Below are 14,665 nucleotides of genomic sequence, written 5' to 3'. Positions count from 1 at the left end.
GCGGGGGCCCCCCCGCGGCGGGCCCGGGGGGGGGGGCGGGGGGGGGGGGGGGCGCCCCCCCCCCCCCCGCCCCCCCGGCGCGGGGGCCCCCCCCCCCCCCCCCCCCCCCCGGGGGCCCCCCCCCCCCCCCCCCGGGACTCACATTGGAACTCACGCTCGCACCCGCCGTCAGCGCCGCCAGAGCCGCCCGGCACGCCGCCTCGTCGCGCCCTTCGCGCACCTTGGCGAGCCGCGCGATCTGGCCGGTGCGCACTTTCTGATTGTCGATGTCGAGCGTGTCGATCGGGTCTTCTTTATCCTTGCGATATTTGTTGACCCCGACGATCACCGTTTCGCCCTTGTCGATCCCAGTCTGCTTTTCCGCCGCCGCGCGTTCAATCGCGGCCTTGGGCGCGCCGGTGGCGACATAGGCGGTCATGCCGCCTGCCGCGTCGACCTCGACCATCAGCTTTTCGGCCTCCTCGACGAGCGTCGCGGTCAACGCCTCGATGTAATGCGACCCGCCGAGCGGATCGACCACATCGGTGATCCCGCTTTCCTCTTGCAGCACCAATTGCGTGTTGCGGGCGATGCGGGCGGAGAAATCGGTGGGGAGCGCGATCGCTTCATCGAGCGCGTTGGTGTGGAGCGACTGCGTCCCGCCCAGCACCGCCGCCATCGCTTCCACCGTGGTGCGGATGACGTTGTTGTATGGGTCCTGCTCCTGCAAGCTCACGCCGCTGGTCTGGCAATGGGTTCGCAGCATCTTGGAGCGTTCGTCCTTCGCCCCCAGATCGTCCATCACTTTGTACCACAAGGTGCGCGCGGCGCGCAGCTTGGCGATCTCCATGAAGAAGTTCATGCCGATCCCGAAGAAGAAGCTCAAACGCCCGGCAAAGGCATCGATATCCAGCCCCGTCGCCATCGCGCGGCTCGCATATTCCTTGCCGTCGGCGATGGTGAAGGCAAGCTCTTGCACCGCCGTCGCCCCGGCTTCGTGCATGTGGTAACCGCTGATCGAAATGCTGTTGAATTTCGGCATGTTGGCAGAGGTGTATGCGATGATGTCCGAGACAATCCGCATCGATGGTTCGGGCGGATAGATATAGGTGTTGCGGACCATGAACTCCTTTAGAATGTCGTTCTGGATCGTCCCTTCCAGCTTGTCCTGGCTCACCCCCTGACGCTCCGCCGCGACGATATAGAACGCCAGCACCGGGATCACCGCGCCATTCATGGTCATGCTGACCGACATCTGATCGAGCGGGATCTGGTCGAACAGGATCTGCATATCGGCAACCGTGTCGATCGCCACCCCGGCCTTGCCAACATCGCCGGTTACGCGCGCATGATCGCTGTCATAGCCGCGATGGGTGGCCAGATCGAAGGCGACCGACAGCCCCTTTTGCCCCATCGCCAGATTGCGGCGGTAGAATGCGTTGGATTCCTCGGCGGTGGAGAAGCCCGCATATTGCCGGATCGTCCACGGGCGTCCCGCATACATCGATGCCTTCACCCCGCGCGTGAAGGGCGCAAAGCCGGGGAGGCCGGGATCGAAGCCTTCGTGGTCCTCTGCGGTGTAAAGCGGCTGTATTGCAAAGCCTTCAGGCATGGCGCGGGTCAGATCGCGGCCCTTGCTCTCCTTATCTGCAAGAGCTTTCCAATCGGCGGGGGTTGGTTTGTCGGTCATGCGATGCCTCTAAGCATAATCGTCATGCCAGCGAAAGCTGGCATCTCAGGCGGCCCAAGACCCCAGCTTGCGCTGGGGTGACGGAAAGGTTCAGTTGGACCAGTGCCCGTCGTCCTTGGGCGTTTCCATGATTTCGGTAAGCATGCCCTGCATGTCCTTGGGATGGACGAAAAAGATAGGCGTGCCGTGCGCGCCGATGCGCGTGGGGCCGAGGATGCGCTTGCCAAGTTCTTCGAATTCGGAGCGAGCCTCGGCGATGTCGGGCACCTCGAAACAGACATGGTGCTGCCCGCCGAGCGGGTTCTTGGCAAGGAAGCCCGCCAGCGTGGAGTTTTCGCCCAGCGGCTCAATCAGCTCGATCTGCGTGCCGTTCATCGCGCCATCGGCTCCGGGGGTATCGACGAAGCAGACCTTCACGCCCTGCTCCTCAAGGTCGAAGGGCGCGTGGATCTTGGCCGCGCCCATGACGTCGCGGTAGAACGCGATCGAGTCCGCGATGGAGGGCGTGGCGACCCCGATGTGGTTGAGACGTCCTAGTTTCATGTCAGGTGCCCTAAATCACAGGATGAGAAATGTCAGCATCGCCAGCAGTGTCCCCAATGACGCCGACATCGCAATTTGCGGCCAAGCGTGGAAGGCCAGCTGCTGGCTTTCCGCATCTATGTGCCACGAATTCGGATCGCGCCAGATGCGCCAGCTGATCCAGACACACAACAGCGCCCCGCCACCCGTCAGCGCAGCAAGGCCATCGTTCGAAAGGAATTGCCGGATTACCTGCTGCATGACTTTCCTGTCTGCGTCACTGCGACGTTAGAGAGGCGGTGTAGCAAAAGGGAACGGAACGCAAACCGCGATGGAGGGCGTGGCGACCCCGATGTGGTTGAGTCCTCCCAGCTTCACTGGCCCAATCCTCTCTCAATGCCCGTCATGCTGAACTTGATTCAGCATCCATTCTGCAGCCCGCTCCGGCAGTGCTTGGGGCGGGATGGACCCTGAAACAAGTTCAGGGTGACGAAAGTGGTTATGGCGCGGAGGCGCCGAAGTGGTTGAGACGGCAGAGTTTCATTCTGTCCTCTCGTCATTGCGAGCGTAGCGAAGCAATCCAGAGCGTCCCGCGTCCCACTCTGGATTGCCGCGCCGCTACGCGGCTCGCAATGACGGTATTACTAGCCCTGCGCAATATCCTCGAAGAGATCGCTCCATTGCGGATTGTCGGCCTCGATCAACGCAAGCTTCGCTTTCCGGTTGCCCGCCTTGATCTGCTTTTCGCGCAGTATCGCGGATTCCATCGTGTCGTGCCGCTCGAACCAGACGAGCAATTTGCAGCCGTATTGCTTGGTGAAACCTTCGATTAGCCCTTCACGATGCTGGTATGCACGCTGGGGTAAGTTCGAGGTAACCCCGACGTAGATCGTCCCGTTGCGCCTATTCGCCATGATGTAGACGCACGGACGCTTCTCAACCGTCATTGCGAGGAGCCGCAGGCGACGCGGCAATCCAGAGCGCATCGCGAACCGCTCTGGATTGCTTCGCTACGCTCGCAATGACGCGTTTCCTTCAACTTAGACCCCAAACAAAGCCATCAGTCCAAGGGCGAACACGATAGAACCGATAAGGTTGAAGGTCACAACGCAAAACCAGAATTGAGTCGAACTGTCGTCGCGATTTGCACGCGAAAGGTCAGGAAATGCGCCCTTTTTCCAGCCACGAAAGGCATACCAGATCAAGAAGGGGCCCAATACCAGACCACCAAGGGTTCGCCCGGAAAGTGATGCGGTTTCGAAGGGATCGAAGATGGCTAACAGCCCTATTGCGAGTAGCACCAAGAAGAATGCGATGTAGCTCGCGTCAGATCGCCGTCTTCTCCTCACAGCGGAATATTGTCATGCTTCTTCCAAGGGTTCTCCAACTGCTTCGTCCGCAGCTTCCTTAACCCCAGCGCAATCCGCCGCCGCGTCGAGTGCGGGTGGATCACCTCGTCGATGTACCCACGCGAAGCCGCCACAAACGGGTTGGCGAAGCGATCTTCGTATTCTTTCGTTTTCTCGGCGATCTTTTCCGCATCGCCGCGGTCCTGACGGAAGATGATCTCCACCGCGCCTTTCGCGCCCATCACCGCGATTTCCGCTGTCGGCCAGGCGTAGTTCAAATCGCCGCGCAGGTGCTTCGATGCCATCACGTCATAGGCTCCGCCGTATGCCTTGCGGGTGATGATTGTGATTTTGGGCACGGTCGCCTCGGCATAGGCGAACAGCAGTTTTGCGCCGTGCTTGATGATCCCGCCCAGTTCCTGCGCGGTGCCGGGGAGGAAGCCGGGGACGTCCACAAAGGTGATGATCGGGATCTCGAAGGCGTCGCAGAACCGCACGAAGCGCGCGGCCTTCTTTGACGAGTTGATATCGAGCACGCCCGCGAGCACCATCGGCTGGTTCGCCACCACGCCCACGGTGCGGCCCTCCACCCGGCCGAAACCGCACAATATATTGCCTGCATGCGCGGGCTGAATTTCAAAGAAATCGCCCTCGTCCAGCACCTTGGCGATGACTTCGTGCATGTCATAGGGCTGATTGGCGTTGTCAGGGATGATCGTGTCGAGGCTCGGCTCCTCACGGTCCCACGGGTCGCTGGTCGGGATGACGGGCACATCCTCGCGGTTCGACAGCGGCAAGAAATCGTAGAAGCGCCGGGTCGCCAGCAGTGTTTCGATGTCGTTCTCAAACGCCAGATCGGCAACGCTGGTCTTGGTCGTGTGGGTGATTGCCCCGCCAAGCTCTTCCTGCGTCACGACTTCATTGGTGACGGTCTTGACCACGTCTGGCCCGGTGACGAACATGTAGGAGCTGTCCTTCACCATGAAGATGAAGTCGGTCATCGCCGGGGAATAGACCGCCCCGCCCGCACATGGCCCCATGATAAGGCTGATCTGCGGGACCACGCCGCTCGCCAGCACGTTGCGCTGGAACACTTCGGCATAGCCGCCAAGGCTGGCCACGCCCTCCTGAATCCGCGCGCCGCCGCTGTCATTGAGGCCGATCACCGGCGCGCCGACCTTCATCGCGGTGTCCATCACCTTGCAGATTTTCTCCGCATGGCGTTTCGACAGCGAGCCACCAAAGACGGTGAAATCCTGGCTGAAGACATAGACCAGCCGCCCGTTGATCGTGCCGCTGCCGGTGACGACGCCATCGCCCGGAATCTTCTGCGTTTCCATCCCGAAATCGACGCAATCGTGCTCGACATAGGTGTCGAGCTCTTCAAAACTGCCTGCGTCAAGCAGCACGTCGAGCCGTTCGCGCGCGGTCAGCTTGCCCTTGGCGTGCTGAGCGTCGATGCGGTTCTGCCCTCCGCCCATGCGGGCAGCTTCGCGGCGGCGTTCCATTTCGGCGATATTGGCTGACATTCGTCCCGTCCCTGACTTGTAGGTCTTTTGTCAGGGGTCGTTGCCGCAGCCTTGCCGCAAGGTCAACGTGTCAAAATCGCTGGTAGGTTCAGAACCTCAGGGTGACACTGCGCGCCAAAGCGGGCGAAATGCTTTCAGCAATCCGCAGCGCCTTGGTCATGCCGATGTTGGCTTCGTCGCGGTCTTTTTCGATGGCATCAACGATCTGCCGTGCACATTCGGCGGCGGGCATTTTCTTCATCGAGTTGTCATCATTCATCTGCGTATCGACCACCGGCGGCAGCGCCTCGATCACCTTTATGCCGGTGCCTTTTAACTGTTCGCGCAAGGCCAGAGTGTAGAACCGCAGCCCCGACTTGGTGGCGCAATAGACCGGCTGACGCGCGGCGGGCGAAATCGCGAGGCCCGAGGTGACATTGACAATCACCGATTCGGGCCGGGCGCGCAGCACTTCGATCAGGCCAGTCGTCAAACGGATCGGCGCGTTGAGATTGGCGTAGATCGCCCCATCCGCCGCATCGGCATCTGGCAATCCTTTGCGGAAATCATGATCGACCAATTGTCCGGCATTGTTGAGCAGGACGTCAATGGGCCGTCCCGCCACCGCCGCCAACAATGCGTCCACACCCGCCGCATTGGACAGGTCCGCCTCGATCACCTCGAAACCATCAGCGCGCATCGCCGCCACCCGTTCGGGATTGCGCCCGGTGGTGATGACAGTCGCGCCCTTTGTCCTTAGCTGAAACACGAGTTCGCGCCCGATCCCATTGGTTCCGCCGGTCAGCAGCACCGTCTTGCCGGTCAGAATCACGCGCACCTCCTATTTCATCAACACCAGTTCTTCGGCCATTGTCGGATGAATAGCCACTGTCGCGTCAAAATCGGCTTTGGTCAGCCCGGCCTTCACCGCAATCGCTGCGGCCTGCATGATCTCGGGCGCTTCGGGAGCGATCATGTGGATGCCGACAATCCGGTCGTTCGCCGCATCGACGATCATCTTGTAAAGCCCGCGTTCGTGGCGTCCGGCGACGACATTCTTCATCGGGCGGAAATCGGACTGGAACACCTTGACGCTGCCCAGACGGTTGCGCGCCTCGCCCTCGGTCAACCCCACAGAGGCAATCGGTGGGTGGCTGAAAACGGCGCTGGGGATGCAGGAATGGTCGACCGCATAGGGTTCGCCTGGCCCAAACACGCTGTCGGCAAAGGCCTGACCTTCGCGGATTGCTACGGGGGTTAGCTGGACCCGGTCCGTCACATCGCCGACGGCATAGATGTAATCCACATTGGTGCGCGAAAATTCATCGACCTTGATCTCGCCGCGCTTGCCCAGTTCGACCCCGACTTTTTCCAGTCCCAGCCCTTCGACATTGGGCACCCGTCCGGTGGCGATCATCACAACATCGACTTCGCGTTCATCATGGCCGGTCAGTTTGACCAGCAGCGTGCCGTCATCCTGTTTGCGGACCCATTCAAATGCCGCGTGAAAGCAGAACTCGATCCCCTTGGTCAGCGAGATTTGCAGCAACCGGTCGCGCAGCGCCGCGTCATAGCTGCGCAGCAGCACATCGGACCGATTGACGATGGTCACCTTGCTGCCGAATTCGTTGAAGATGCCGGCAAATTCATTGGCGATATAGCCGCCGCCCGCGATCAACATGCGCCGAGGCACAGCATCAAGATGAAACGCCTCATTCGAGGTGATCGCATGCTCATTGCCTTCGAATTCGGGCATATGCGGATGGGCACCGGTGGCGATCAGGATATATTTCGCGGTAACAATCTTGCCGCTGGCCAGCGTGATTTCATGCGGGCCGGTAATCTCTGCACGTTCGCGGAAAATTGTCACCCCGTGATTGTCGAGCGTCTCGCCATAGAGCCCTTCGAGCCGGGTGATGTCTTTCTGCACATGATCGCGCAGCTTGACCCAATCGAAGCTTTTGCCCTCAATCGTCCAGCCAAAATTTTCCGCATCGACCAGATCCTCGGCAAAATGCGCGCCGTAAACCAGCATCTTCTTGGGAACGCAGCCGCGAATGACGCAGGTTCCGCCGACGCGGTACTCCTCGGCCGCAGCGACGCGCGCGCCGTGCCCGGCGGCAATGCGGCTGGCACGGGTGCCGCCTGATCCGATGCCAATGGTGAAAAGGTCGTAATCGTATTCGCTGTCAGCCATGATTGCTCCTCTTGATTAGGGGCCTATGGTCAGATCCGTTGACACGGGCAAGCGGGTTACGGCCCGGCGGGCCTTCTTTGTTTGCCTTCCTGAAAGTTCAGGTTTTGTCGACTGGCGGCGCGGCAGACACAGGAATTGATGGATTCGTGAGTTTCGCAGGACAGATGTAACCAATTGCCCTCTAACATCGAAAAAAACCAGTCACCGCGCATAAGCAATCGGGCGGTACTGGAGACATTTAGAATGCATTATTCAAAGTACCTGCTGATGGTCGGCATCGGGGCTTTTTCGCTGGTCGGCTGCACAGATGAAGCCAAGACCAATTCAACAGATGCGATCATAGCGAACAATGCGGCAGGCGAAATCTTTTTGCCGCAAGACTTCGATCGTTGGCCAACACTGGGAAGTTGGGCCACTGCTTCCGCCGGCCCCGAAACCCCAGTGGACGAGATGCACACCGTTTACGTTTCACCCGGGGGGATCGAAAGCTATAATGAAAACGGCGTGTTCGCAGACGGTACCGTGTTGATAAAGGAAGTAAGAGGTGCAAAGCCATCACAGCTAACGACGGGCAATGCACATTGGCCGACCGATACAAAGGTCTGGTTTGTAATGGTAAAAGATGCCGCTGGCACGCACCAGGGCAATCCGCTTTGGCAAGAAGGGTGGGGCTGGGGCCTGTTCGAAGCTGGCGATCAGACAAAACAGGTGGCCACGTCATTCGCCGAAAACTGCCAGACCTGCCACGAGCCAGCAAAAGACAGCGACTGGATCTACAGCGCAGCCTACCCCGTTATTCGCGGCGAGGTTCCCAAGAAAGTGAGTTGGGACAACGATTAAGGTTTCACGATCACGCAATTGGACCACGCCGCAGATCAAGCATGTGGCGTGGGTCGGCTGCGGTCTGAATCCCGATCAGCTTTCGAGGAACCGCCCGTAATCGCGCAGCAGTTCAAAGGCTTTCATGTTTTCCAGCGTGATGCGGTCCTCGTCCTCGATCCCGGTGAGTCGGTAGATCAACCGCAGGATCGCCTTTTGCTGGGTCGCACTGATATCAACCAGGCTGATGAGCATGTCGGGGTTTTCATGCTCCAACTCGTCAAACAACATGGCGACATTCATCGGATCAAACCCAAAGCCGAGAAAGCCGAGCCGCCGCCCGCGCGACATTTCAGCGCGCAGATAGGATTGAAACTGGCGCGATGCCGATCGCTGGCTGGCGGTGTAGATGCGTTTGGACAGGGCAACGATATTGTCGAGGTCGGTGTCGCCCCAATTCGCGCCGTGTTCCTCATCGCCCTGCCACGACAGCCGCCCGGCGACGCCATAGGGATGGACGATCCGCAATCGGCCCGCGACCAGCTCGCAGGCTTCATCATAGGTCATGCCGAAAGCGCGCTGCACTACCCACGGCAGATAATGTTCGATCGCGCGGTCATAGTTGAAACAGACGATGGACAGCTTTTCGAAGCATTCCTCCGCCTTGGCACGCGGCACGCCTTTGACGATCAATTGCCCCAGTTGGAACAGCCAGTTGTCGGTTCCGCGCAAAGGCAGTTCGCCCGCACCGCGCGGCTCTATCGCCATCGTGGATTTCGATTCCGCCTGCAGCGTGTAATAAACAATCGCCAGCTTTCCCGCCGCAAGCACCGCGCGGTCATGGCCATATTGTTCGAGAATGGCGTCGATCGAAGTGCTGACCAATGTCGCATCGCGGATCGCCATCGCGCCCGCCACCAGTTCGTCATAGGTCAGGTCAAGCTGATCGCCGACGCGCTGGAACAGGATCGAGAAATTGACCAGATCGCGCGACTTTACCTCAGAATCGAGGCGTTCAAATTCAAACCCTCCGGCAATCTTTGACAGCAGGTCTGGCCCGTCGGGCATTTCGATTTCACGGTTGGCACCGGCACCGATAATCAGCGTGGTATCGGTTCGGATCATGTGAGCAATAGGCCCCCTGGCTGGCGTGGATCACCAATTAGGAGGCCTATGCTTAATTTTCACTTAGGCAGGCAGTGCGCATTTGTAAAAAGATGTGCGCTCTGCATGCGGCATTCAGCCATTGGCAGAGCGGGGGCCGGAGCCTCCGCCCTGACCGCGGCCCCTACCGCCGCCACCGCCGCCACTGCCGCCGCCGCCGCGCCGACCGCCGCCACCGGGACGTCCGCCGCCAGCGCCGCCGCCCGGACGGCCTCCCGGACGACCATTGCGCGCCGAATGTTTGGCACCCGGATTCTTGGACCGCGAAGCGCCTTCGCCTGACCCATCGGCGCCGCCGCTATTGCCGCGCGGTTTGCTGCTGCCCATCGGCTTTGGCTGAATGCGGTGTTTTGACACGCGGTTCTGCCCGCGAGCTTCGGGTTTGGTTGGGCCGACCCCTTCGACCACAGCGCGGAAATTCTCCGGCAGGGATAGCCGGTCCAGCTCCGCTCCGGTGAGCTTGCGAATATCCTTGAGATAGGCGCGTTCATCCTCAGCGCAGAAGGCAATCGCCACCCCGTCCTTGCCCGCGCGCGCGGTGCGCCCGATGCGGTGGACATATTGTTCAGCCACGTTGGGCAGTTCGTAATTGATGACGTGGCTGACGCCGGGAATGTCGATCCCGCGCGCAGCAACGTCGGTGGCGATCAGCACGCTGGTCTTGCCCCGGCGGAATTCATCGAGCGCGCGCTGACGCTGCGGCTGCGATTTGTTGCCGTGGATGGCATTGGCAGGAATGCCGCACTGGCTCAATTTCTTCACCACGCGGTCTGCACCGTGTTTGGTCCGGGTAAAGATCAGCACCCGTTCCAGATCGCCCGGAACATCATGGCGGCCCGACAGGATCATTTCGAGCAGCGCCTGCTTTTCATCCTGCTGCACCATGAAGAGGTATTGGTCGATCCGCTCTGCCGTCGTGCTTTCGGGGGTAACGGAAACCTGCACCGGATTGGTGCAATAACCGCTCACCAATTCCTTGATCGATTTGGGCATGGTGGCGCTGAAAAACAGCGTCTGGCGTTCTTTCGGCACCAGCTTGTTGATGGTGCGCAGCGCATGAATGAAACCAAGGTCGAGCATCTGGTCGGCCTCGTCCAGCACCAGCACTTCGACCGAATTCAGGTTGAGCGCTTTCTGGTCGATCATGTCGAGGAGACGTCCGGGCGTCGCGATCAGAATGTCGGTGCCGCGGTGCAGTTTGTTGCGGTCCTTGTTGACCGATGTACCGCCGACGATGACCTGAACTTTCAGGCCCGCCAGCGCGCCGTAATCCTTGGCGCTGTCGGCAATCTGCACCGCCAATTCGCGGGTCGGGGCCAGCACCAGCATACGGCAGGATTTGAACGGGATGTTGTTGTCAGAGGCGCGCAACCGATCGATGCTGGGCAGCATGAATGCCGCCGTCTTGCCGGTGCCGGTCTGGGCAATGCCCAAAAGGTCGCGGCCAGCCAGCACCGGCGGGATCGCCTGTTCCTGAATCGGGGTTGGAACGGTGTAACCTTTAAGGTCAAGCGCCTGGAGTACGGGCTGCGACAGCCCGAGTTCGGAAAAATTCATAAGTGTAAAACTCGCAAAATATGCGTAGCGCACGAGCGAAATTGCACGTGCGACGCAGGGGTAGAAACCGCCCGCGTGAAAAGGGAAGTAGGGGAACTGGTTCGAGGAGTAGCCGGGGCGCATTCTTGCGAACGCCGCCACTTCACGCTGGCTGTTACGCCTCGGGTGAGCGCCAGATGGACGCAAAGCCTGCAAATGTCAAAGGATTATTGGCTTGGGGCAAAATATGAATAGATTTCCACTTCGCCCGTATAGCTGCCATCGACAGCGTTGCCTTGGGCATCACGCGCCGGCTGAAACTGGGCATAGCGGGCAATCGCCTTGCACAATTCTTTGGTCGTGTAGGGCCTGCGGAAACTGCGCGCCAAGGCACATTCGGTCACTTCGCCATCAGCCGCGACCGTCACGGTGTAACCGAGCGTCTGGGTCAACATGCCCAATCGCATCGCGCGGACGAAAAATTCTTCGTAATCGAATTCAACCAGCTCGACAGGCTGAGCTGCCGTCGGCGATATTGATTCGACAGGTTGGTCTGCGTCCGAATGGGCCGCCAATGGTGCGACGCACGCACAGCCTGCAGCGATACCACCCGCCAGAATTGCGAAACGAAGCGAAACCTTGCCCATAGGTGCGACCCTTTGCATTTGATGCTTTGGAAGATTAGCCAAATCTTGAGCAATGGCCAGTGCTTCCAGCGTCTACCTGTGATGATTGACTAACGATCCTCCGCCTCAAGATAGCCTTGCGGGGTCATCCACATGTCGAAATTGATCTCCATTTCGAAAACGCCCGCGATCCGATTGGCCTCTGCATCCAGCGCGGGCTCGAAGGTCGTGGTTTCCAGCAATGGTCGGCACAACGCAATTTCCGTTGCCCGCCGGCGAAACTTGCGGGTGAGTTCGCAATCGGTCGGTTTGCCCTGGGCGTCGATTGTCAGAATATAGCCAAGCGTGCCCGATAGCAGCCGCTGGCGCGATGCCTCCGCGCGAAGTTGCTGCATGCCATCAAAAGCAGTCAAAATCGGCGCCCTAGGCCCGCGCAACCCTGCCCTATCTGCACTGCACCGATTGAATTCCTCTGCGGCTGCCGCGAAACCGGCGAGCGGGATCTGCTCTGCGCCTGCTTCGGTCTGGAGGGTGAATTCATCGGCGTCACCAAGCGCCGTAAGGAATAGATCAATGGGATATTTGCGCGTTGCCTGCGCCTGTTCGCGCATCGCTTCCTCGCTGCCGAAAAGCAGCATTTCGCCTGACCCAGCGATGATACGAATGTCGCCCGATACACTCCGGCCCGTTCTGGCCATCCGCAGCGCCTCGCCCGAGAGCGAGTATTCCGCGCCGCCAAAGTCACGGATCATGAAAATCATCGTTGGGTCACGATGAAACGAGATATCGCAATAATTATCGCCGGTCGCGGTTCGCCAACCCTCTGGGCTCTGGGCCAGAGCGGGGCGCTGGATCAGCAGCGCCGCAAAAGCGACTGCGATTGCCAGAAATCCGCTAAAGGACCGCATTCAATCCCCCCAAAGCCCGACTATTCCAGCCGTTCGCGCACATCCGCATAGGCTATCCGCGCGGAATAGCTGCCTTCGACCGGTTCACCCTCCGCGTTCTGTGCCGGTTCAAACTCGTGATGTTCGGACAGAATATCGCAAAGGCGTTCGGACACGCTTTTAAGCCGGAAGCTTTCCGTAAGCTCGCAATCGGTAACATCGCCTTCTGCATCAACAGTGAGATTATAGGCAACATGCGAACGCCAGATCCGCATCCGGCGCGATTCCTTCATGAATTCAAAATCGCCGTCCCATGATACCAACCGCACAGGCGTTGCAGTGTCTTGCGCTTCCGACGTTTCCGATTTGGACGGCGCAGGCGGTGCCATCTCCCCGGCACCATCGGCCTTCGCCATCACCGCTGGCGTCAGAACAAGCGTGGCGGCGGCAGCATATTGCGAAAGCTTGCGAACCATGAATTGGGGGCCTTTTTGGGAACACGTGAGGAATGCGACAGGCCTGTGAAATTACTGAAAATTTAATAAAGTGCAAATGCGATATGAATGCTGCGTTGCGGCGAAACATGCGTGCGAATATCCACCCTCGCAAGCAACAGACCTAGCGAGCCGCGCGTTTTGTTCATGATCGGAGCGGTTGGGGTGAAAGAATCACCTCGATGTTTAGAGCGGTTTCCGACCATTCTGACCCATCTCGACGAAGCCGATTTTGGCCCTCTGCAAGAAGGCGAAGCGCGGGAATATGTCGATATTTCTAGCTTCGCCGCCGCCGCAGTGGGTCAGAATGGTCGGAAGCCGCTCTAGCCGCGCAAACCCGCCGCCTGCATCAGCACTGCGGTGCTGGGGTCGAACTCCCCCTCGCCGCTGCCGATGGACTTGGCCATGGCCTTGCCCAGCTCCACCCCGAACTGGTCAAAGGGGTTGATCCCCATCATCACCGCATTGGCAAAGGTCCGGTGTTCATGGAACGCAATCAGCGCGCCAAAGGTGGCCGCGTCCAGATCATCAATCAGGAACATCGCCGATGGCCGGTCCCCCGGGTAATCCCGCGCAAGGTCGTCCGAAGCCTTGCCCGCCATCAGCGCCGCGCCTTGTGCCAGACAATTCATCAGCAGATTGCGGTGATGCGCCGGGTCCAAATCATCGCCGGGTGCGATGCTGGCGATGAAATCGACCGGGATCAGATGTGTGCCCTGATGCAGCAGCTGGAACACCGCATGCTGCGCATCGGTCCCCACCCCGCCCCAGGTGACCGGCGCGGTCGGCTGATCGACCCTATGGCCATCGGTGCTGGCCCGCTTGCCATTGGATTCCATCTCCAGCTGCTGAAGATAATCGGGAAGCAGCCCCAGCCTTTCGTCATAGGCGAACACCGCGCGAGTCTGACAGCCGCGCAGCCGCGTGTAATAGAGATCGCCAAACGCCGCGAGCAGCGGCGAATTGGCGCGTCCCTCTGCCTCACGGAAATGTGTGTCGATGACCTGCGCCCCGGCCAGCATCGCGCGGAAATCCTGCATCCCCACCGCCAGCGCGACCGGAAATCCGATGCTCGACCACAGCGAATAGCGCCCGCCGACGCTTTCGGGGAACGGCAGTATGCGCGTTTCATCGACGCCCCATTCGACCGCGCCAGTGGGATTGGCGGTCAGCGCGATCAGCCGCCCGCTGGGATCGTCCACCCCGTTTTCGCCCAGCCATTTCAGCGCGCTGGCCGCGTTGGTCATCGTTTCGGTCGTGGTAAAGGTCTTGGACGCGACCGCAATCAGCGTCGTCTGCGGGTCACATGCAGCAAACGCCTGTTCCAGCGCCAGCCCATCGATGTTCGACACGACATGCACATCGACCAGTTTCAGATCGCGGGTCAGTGCGTCAATCGCCAGCGCCGGGCCCAGCGCCGATCCGCCGATCCCGATATGGATCAGATGATTGATCTCGCCCAATGCTCCGGCATGAACGGCCTCGACCAGCAATCCCATCCGCGCCAGAAGCGCTTCAGCTTCCTCGACATCGGCGTCTGTGCCGCTGCCGCGCATCGCCCCGTGGGTGGCGGCGCGCCCCTCGGTCGGATTGACGATTCCGCCGCCGAACAGGGCTTCGCGCGCGGCGGCAAAGCCCGCTGCCTCGGCCAATTCCTCAAATGCGGCGAGCAGGTCATCGTCCAGATGCGTCTTTGACCAATCAAGCAGCATCCCGACCTGCCCAAGCTCTCCCAGATCCGCTTCGATCCGCTGGCTGAACTTGGCAACGCGGTCTGGATCGCCTGCAAACAGGTCAGCAAGGGTTCGCCGAGGCAATTCGGCCAAACGGTCCCATGCTGCTTTACGATTAGTCTGATTGGTCATGAAGCAAACTCTCTTTGCGTGACGTGGGA

Annotated in this window: 15 protein-coding genes; 2 read left to right on the top strand and 13 right to left on the bottom strand. The window is 60.0% G+C overall.

Annotated features, from left to right (window positions below):
* From scpA to gorA, 7 genes are all read right to left on the bottom strand, one after another.
* The coding region (scpA, locus tag ACM64M_RS06525; protein ID WP_416227861.1) for a methylmalonyl-CoA mutase at positions 1-1,669 on the bottom strand (1,669 nt) is incomplete at its 3' end.
* Between the two features lie 90 nt (positions 1,670-1,759).
* Positions 1,760-2,212: a methylmalonyl-CoA epimerase gene (gene mce, locus ACM64M_RS06520; RefSeq protein WP_416227860.1), complete on the bottom strand. Its 453-nt coding sequence runs from the start codon at positions 2,210-2,212 to the stop codon at positions 1,760-1,762.
* A gap of 15 nt (positions 2,213-2,227) precedes the next feature.
* Positions 2,228-2,452, bottom strand: a complete 225-nt coding sequence (locus tag ACM64M_RS06515; protein ID WP_416227859.1) for a hypothetical protein — start codon at positions 2,450-2,452, stop codon at positions 2,228-2,230.
* A 383-nt stretch (positions 2,453-2,835) separates the two neighbouring features.
* Positions 2,836-3,138, bottom strand: coding sequence for a GIY-YIG nuclease family protein (locus ACM64M_RS06510; RefSeq protein ID WP_416227858.1), 303 nt, complete (start codon positions 3,136-3,138; stop codon positions 2,836-2,838).
* A 398-nt stretch (positions 3,139-3,536) separates the two neighbouring features.
* On the bottom strand, positions 3,537-5,069 hold the full coding sequence (locus ACM64M_RS06505) for an acyl-CoA carboxylase subunit beta (RefSeq protein WP_416227857.1): 1,533 nt from the start codon (positions 5,067-5,069) through the stop codon (positions 3,537-3,539).
* A gap of 88 nt (positions 5,070-5,157) precedes the next feature.
* Positions 5,158-5,880, bottom strand: a complete 723-nt coding sequence (locus ACM64M_RS06500; RefSeq protein ID WP_416227856.1) for an SDR family oxidoreductase — start codon at positions 5,878-5,880, stop codon at positions 5,158-5,160.
* A 9-nt stretch (positions 5,881-5,889) separates the two neighbouring features.
* The gene (gene gorA / locus ACM64M_RS06495) at positions 5,890-7,245 is read right to left on the bottom strand and encodes a glutathione-disulfide reductase (protein ID WP_416227855.1); all 1,356 of its coding nucleotides are present in this window, start codon (positions 7,243-7,245) and stop codon (positions 5,890-5,892) included.
* Positions 7,246-7,488: 243 nt separating this feature from the next.
* Between gorA and ACM64M_RS06490 the strand changes: the two genes are divergently transcribed.
* On the top strand, positions 7,489-8,085 hold the full coding sequence (locus tag ACM64M_RS06490; RefSeq protein ID WP_416227854.1) for a cytochrome P460 family protein: 597 nt from the start codon (positions 7,489-7,491) through the stop codon (positions 8,083-8,085).
* A gap of 75 nt (positions 8,086-8,160) precedes the next feature.
* Here the strand turns inward: ACM64M_RS06490 and ACM64M_RS06485 are convergent, their stop codons facing one another.
* The 5 genes from ACM64M_RS06485 to ACM64M_RS06465 form a co-directional block, all read right to left on the bottom strand.
* Complete coding sequence (locus ACM64M_RS06485) at positions 8,161-9,189, bottom strand: hypothetical protein (RefSeq protein WP_416227853.1); 1,029 nt, start codon at positions 9,187-9,189, stop codon at positions 8,161-8,163.
* A 114-nt stretch (positions 9,190-9,303) separates the two neighbouring features.
* Positions 9,304-10,785, bottom strand: a complete 1,482-nt coding sequence (locus ACM64M_RS06480; RefSeq protein WP_416227852.1) for a DEAD/DEAH box helicase — start codon at positions 10,783-10,785, stop codon at positions 9,304-9,306.
* A 206-nt stretch (positions 10,786-10,991) separates the two neighbouring features.
* Positions 10,992-11,411 (bottom strand): hypothetical protein, encoded by a 420-nt coding sequence (locus tag ACM64M_RS06475; RefSeq protein ID WP_416227851.1) that lies wholly within the window; start codon positions 11,409-11,411, stop codon positions 10,992-10,994.
* A gap of 89 nt (positions 11,412-11,500) precedes the next feature.
* Complete coding sequence (locus ACM64M_RS06470; RefSeq protein ID WP_416227850.1) at positions 11,501-12,298, bottom strand: hypothetical protein; 798 nt, start codon at positions 12,296-12,298, stop codon at positions 11,501-11,503.
* Between the two features lie 20 nt (positions 12,299-12,318).
* Entirely contained in the window at positions 12,319-12,753 is a 435-nt protein-coding gene (locus ACM64M_RS06465; RefSeq protein ID WP_416227849.1) for a hypothetical protein, read from the bottom strand.
* Positions 12,754-12,936: 183 nt separating this feature from the next.
* Between ACM64M_RS06465 and ACM64M_RS06460 the strand changes: the two genes are divergently transcribed.
* Positions 12,937-13,098 carry a hypothetical protein gene (locus ACM64M_RS06460; protein WP_416227848.1) on the top strand — a complete coding sequence of 54 codons (162 nt, stop codon included), beginning with the start codon at positions 12,937-12,939 and terminating at the stop codon, positions 13,096-13,098.
* Here ACM64M_RS06460 and pgi read toward each other — a convergent pair.
* On the bottom strand, positions 13,095-14,636 hold the full coding sequence (gene pgi, locus ACM64M_RS06455; protein ID WP_416227847.1) for a glucose-6-phosphate isomerase: 1,542 nt from the start codon (positions 14,634-14,636) through the stop codon (positions 13,095-13,097). The genes ACM64M_RS06460 and pgi overlap by 4 nt on opposite strands.
* Positions 14,637-14,665 lie beyond the last annotated feature (29 nt).

Source organism: Qipengyuania sp. ASV99, from assembly GCF_047872805.1.
Lineage (GTDB): Bacteria > Pseudomonadota > Alphaproteobacteria > Sphingomonadales > Sphingomonadaceae > Erythrobacter.
This window is presented reverse-complemented; position numbering and strand designations above follow the sequence as displayed.

Coding starts and splice junctions, on each gene's coding strand:
- mce (WP_416227860.1), bottom strand. CDS start 2,212: ATGAAACTAGGACGTCTCAACCACATCGGGGTCGCCACGCCCTCCATC.
- ACM64M_RS06515 (WP_416227859.1), bottom strand. CDS start 2,452: ATGCAGCAGGTAATCCGGCAATTCCTTTCGAACGATGGCCTTGCTGCG.
- ACM64M_RS06510 (WP_416227858.1), bottom strand. CDS start 3,138: ATGACGGTTGAGAAGCGTCCGTGCGTCTACATCATGGCGAATAGGCGC.
- ACM64M_RS06505 (WP_416227857.1), bottom strand. CDS start 5,069: ATGTCAGCCAATATCGCCGAAATGGAACGCCGCCGCGAAGCTGCCCGC.
- gorA (WP_416227855.1), bottom strand. CDS start 7,245: ATGGCTGACAGCGAATACGATTACGACCTTTTCACCATTGGCATCGGA.
- ACM64M_RS06490 (WP_416227854.1), top strand. CDS start 7,489: ATGCATTATTCAAAGTACCTGCTGATGGTCGGCATCGGGGCTTTTTCG.
- ACM64M_RS06485 (WP_416227853.1), bottom strand. CDS start 9,189: ATGATCCGAACCGATACCACGCTGATTATCGGTGCCGGTGCCAACCGT.
- ACM64M_RS06480 (WP_416227852.1), bottom strand. CDS start 10,785: ATGAATTTTTCCGAACTCGGGCTGTCGCAGCCCGTACTCCAGGCGCTT.
- ACM64M_RS06475 (WP_416227851.1), bottom strand. CDS start 11,411: ATGGGCAAGGTTTCGCTTCGTTTCGCAATTCTGGCGGGTGGTATCGCT.
- ACM64M_RS06470 (WP_416227850.1), bottom strand. CDS start 12,298: ATGCGGTCCTTTAGCGGATTTCTGGCAATCGCAGTCGCTTTTGCGGCG.
- ACM64M_RS06465 (WP_416227849.1), bottom strand. CDS start 12,753: ATGGTTCGCAAGCTTTCGCAATATGCTGCCGCCGCCACGCTTGTTCTG.
- pgi (WP_416227847.1), bottom strand. CDS start 14,636: ATGACCAATCAGACTAATCGTAAAGCAGCATGGGACCGTTTGGCCGAA.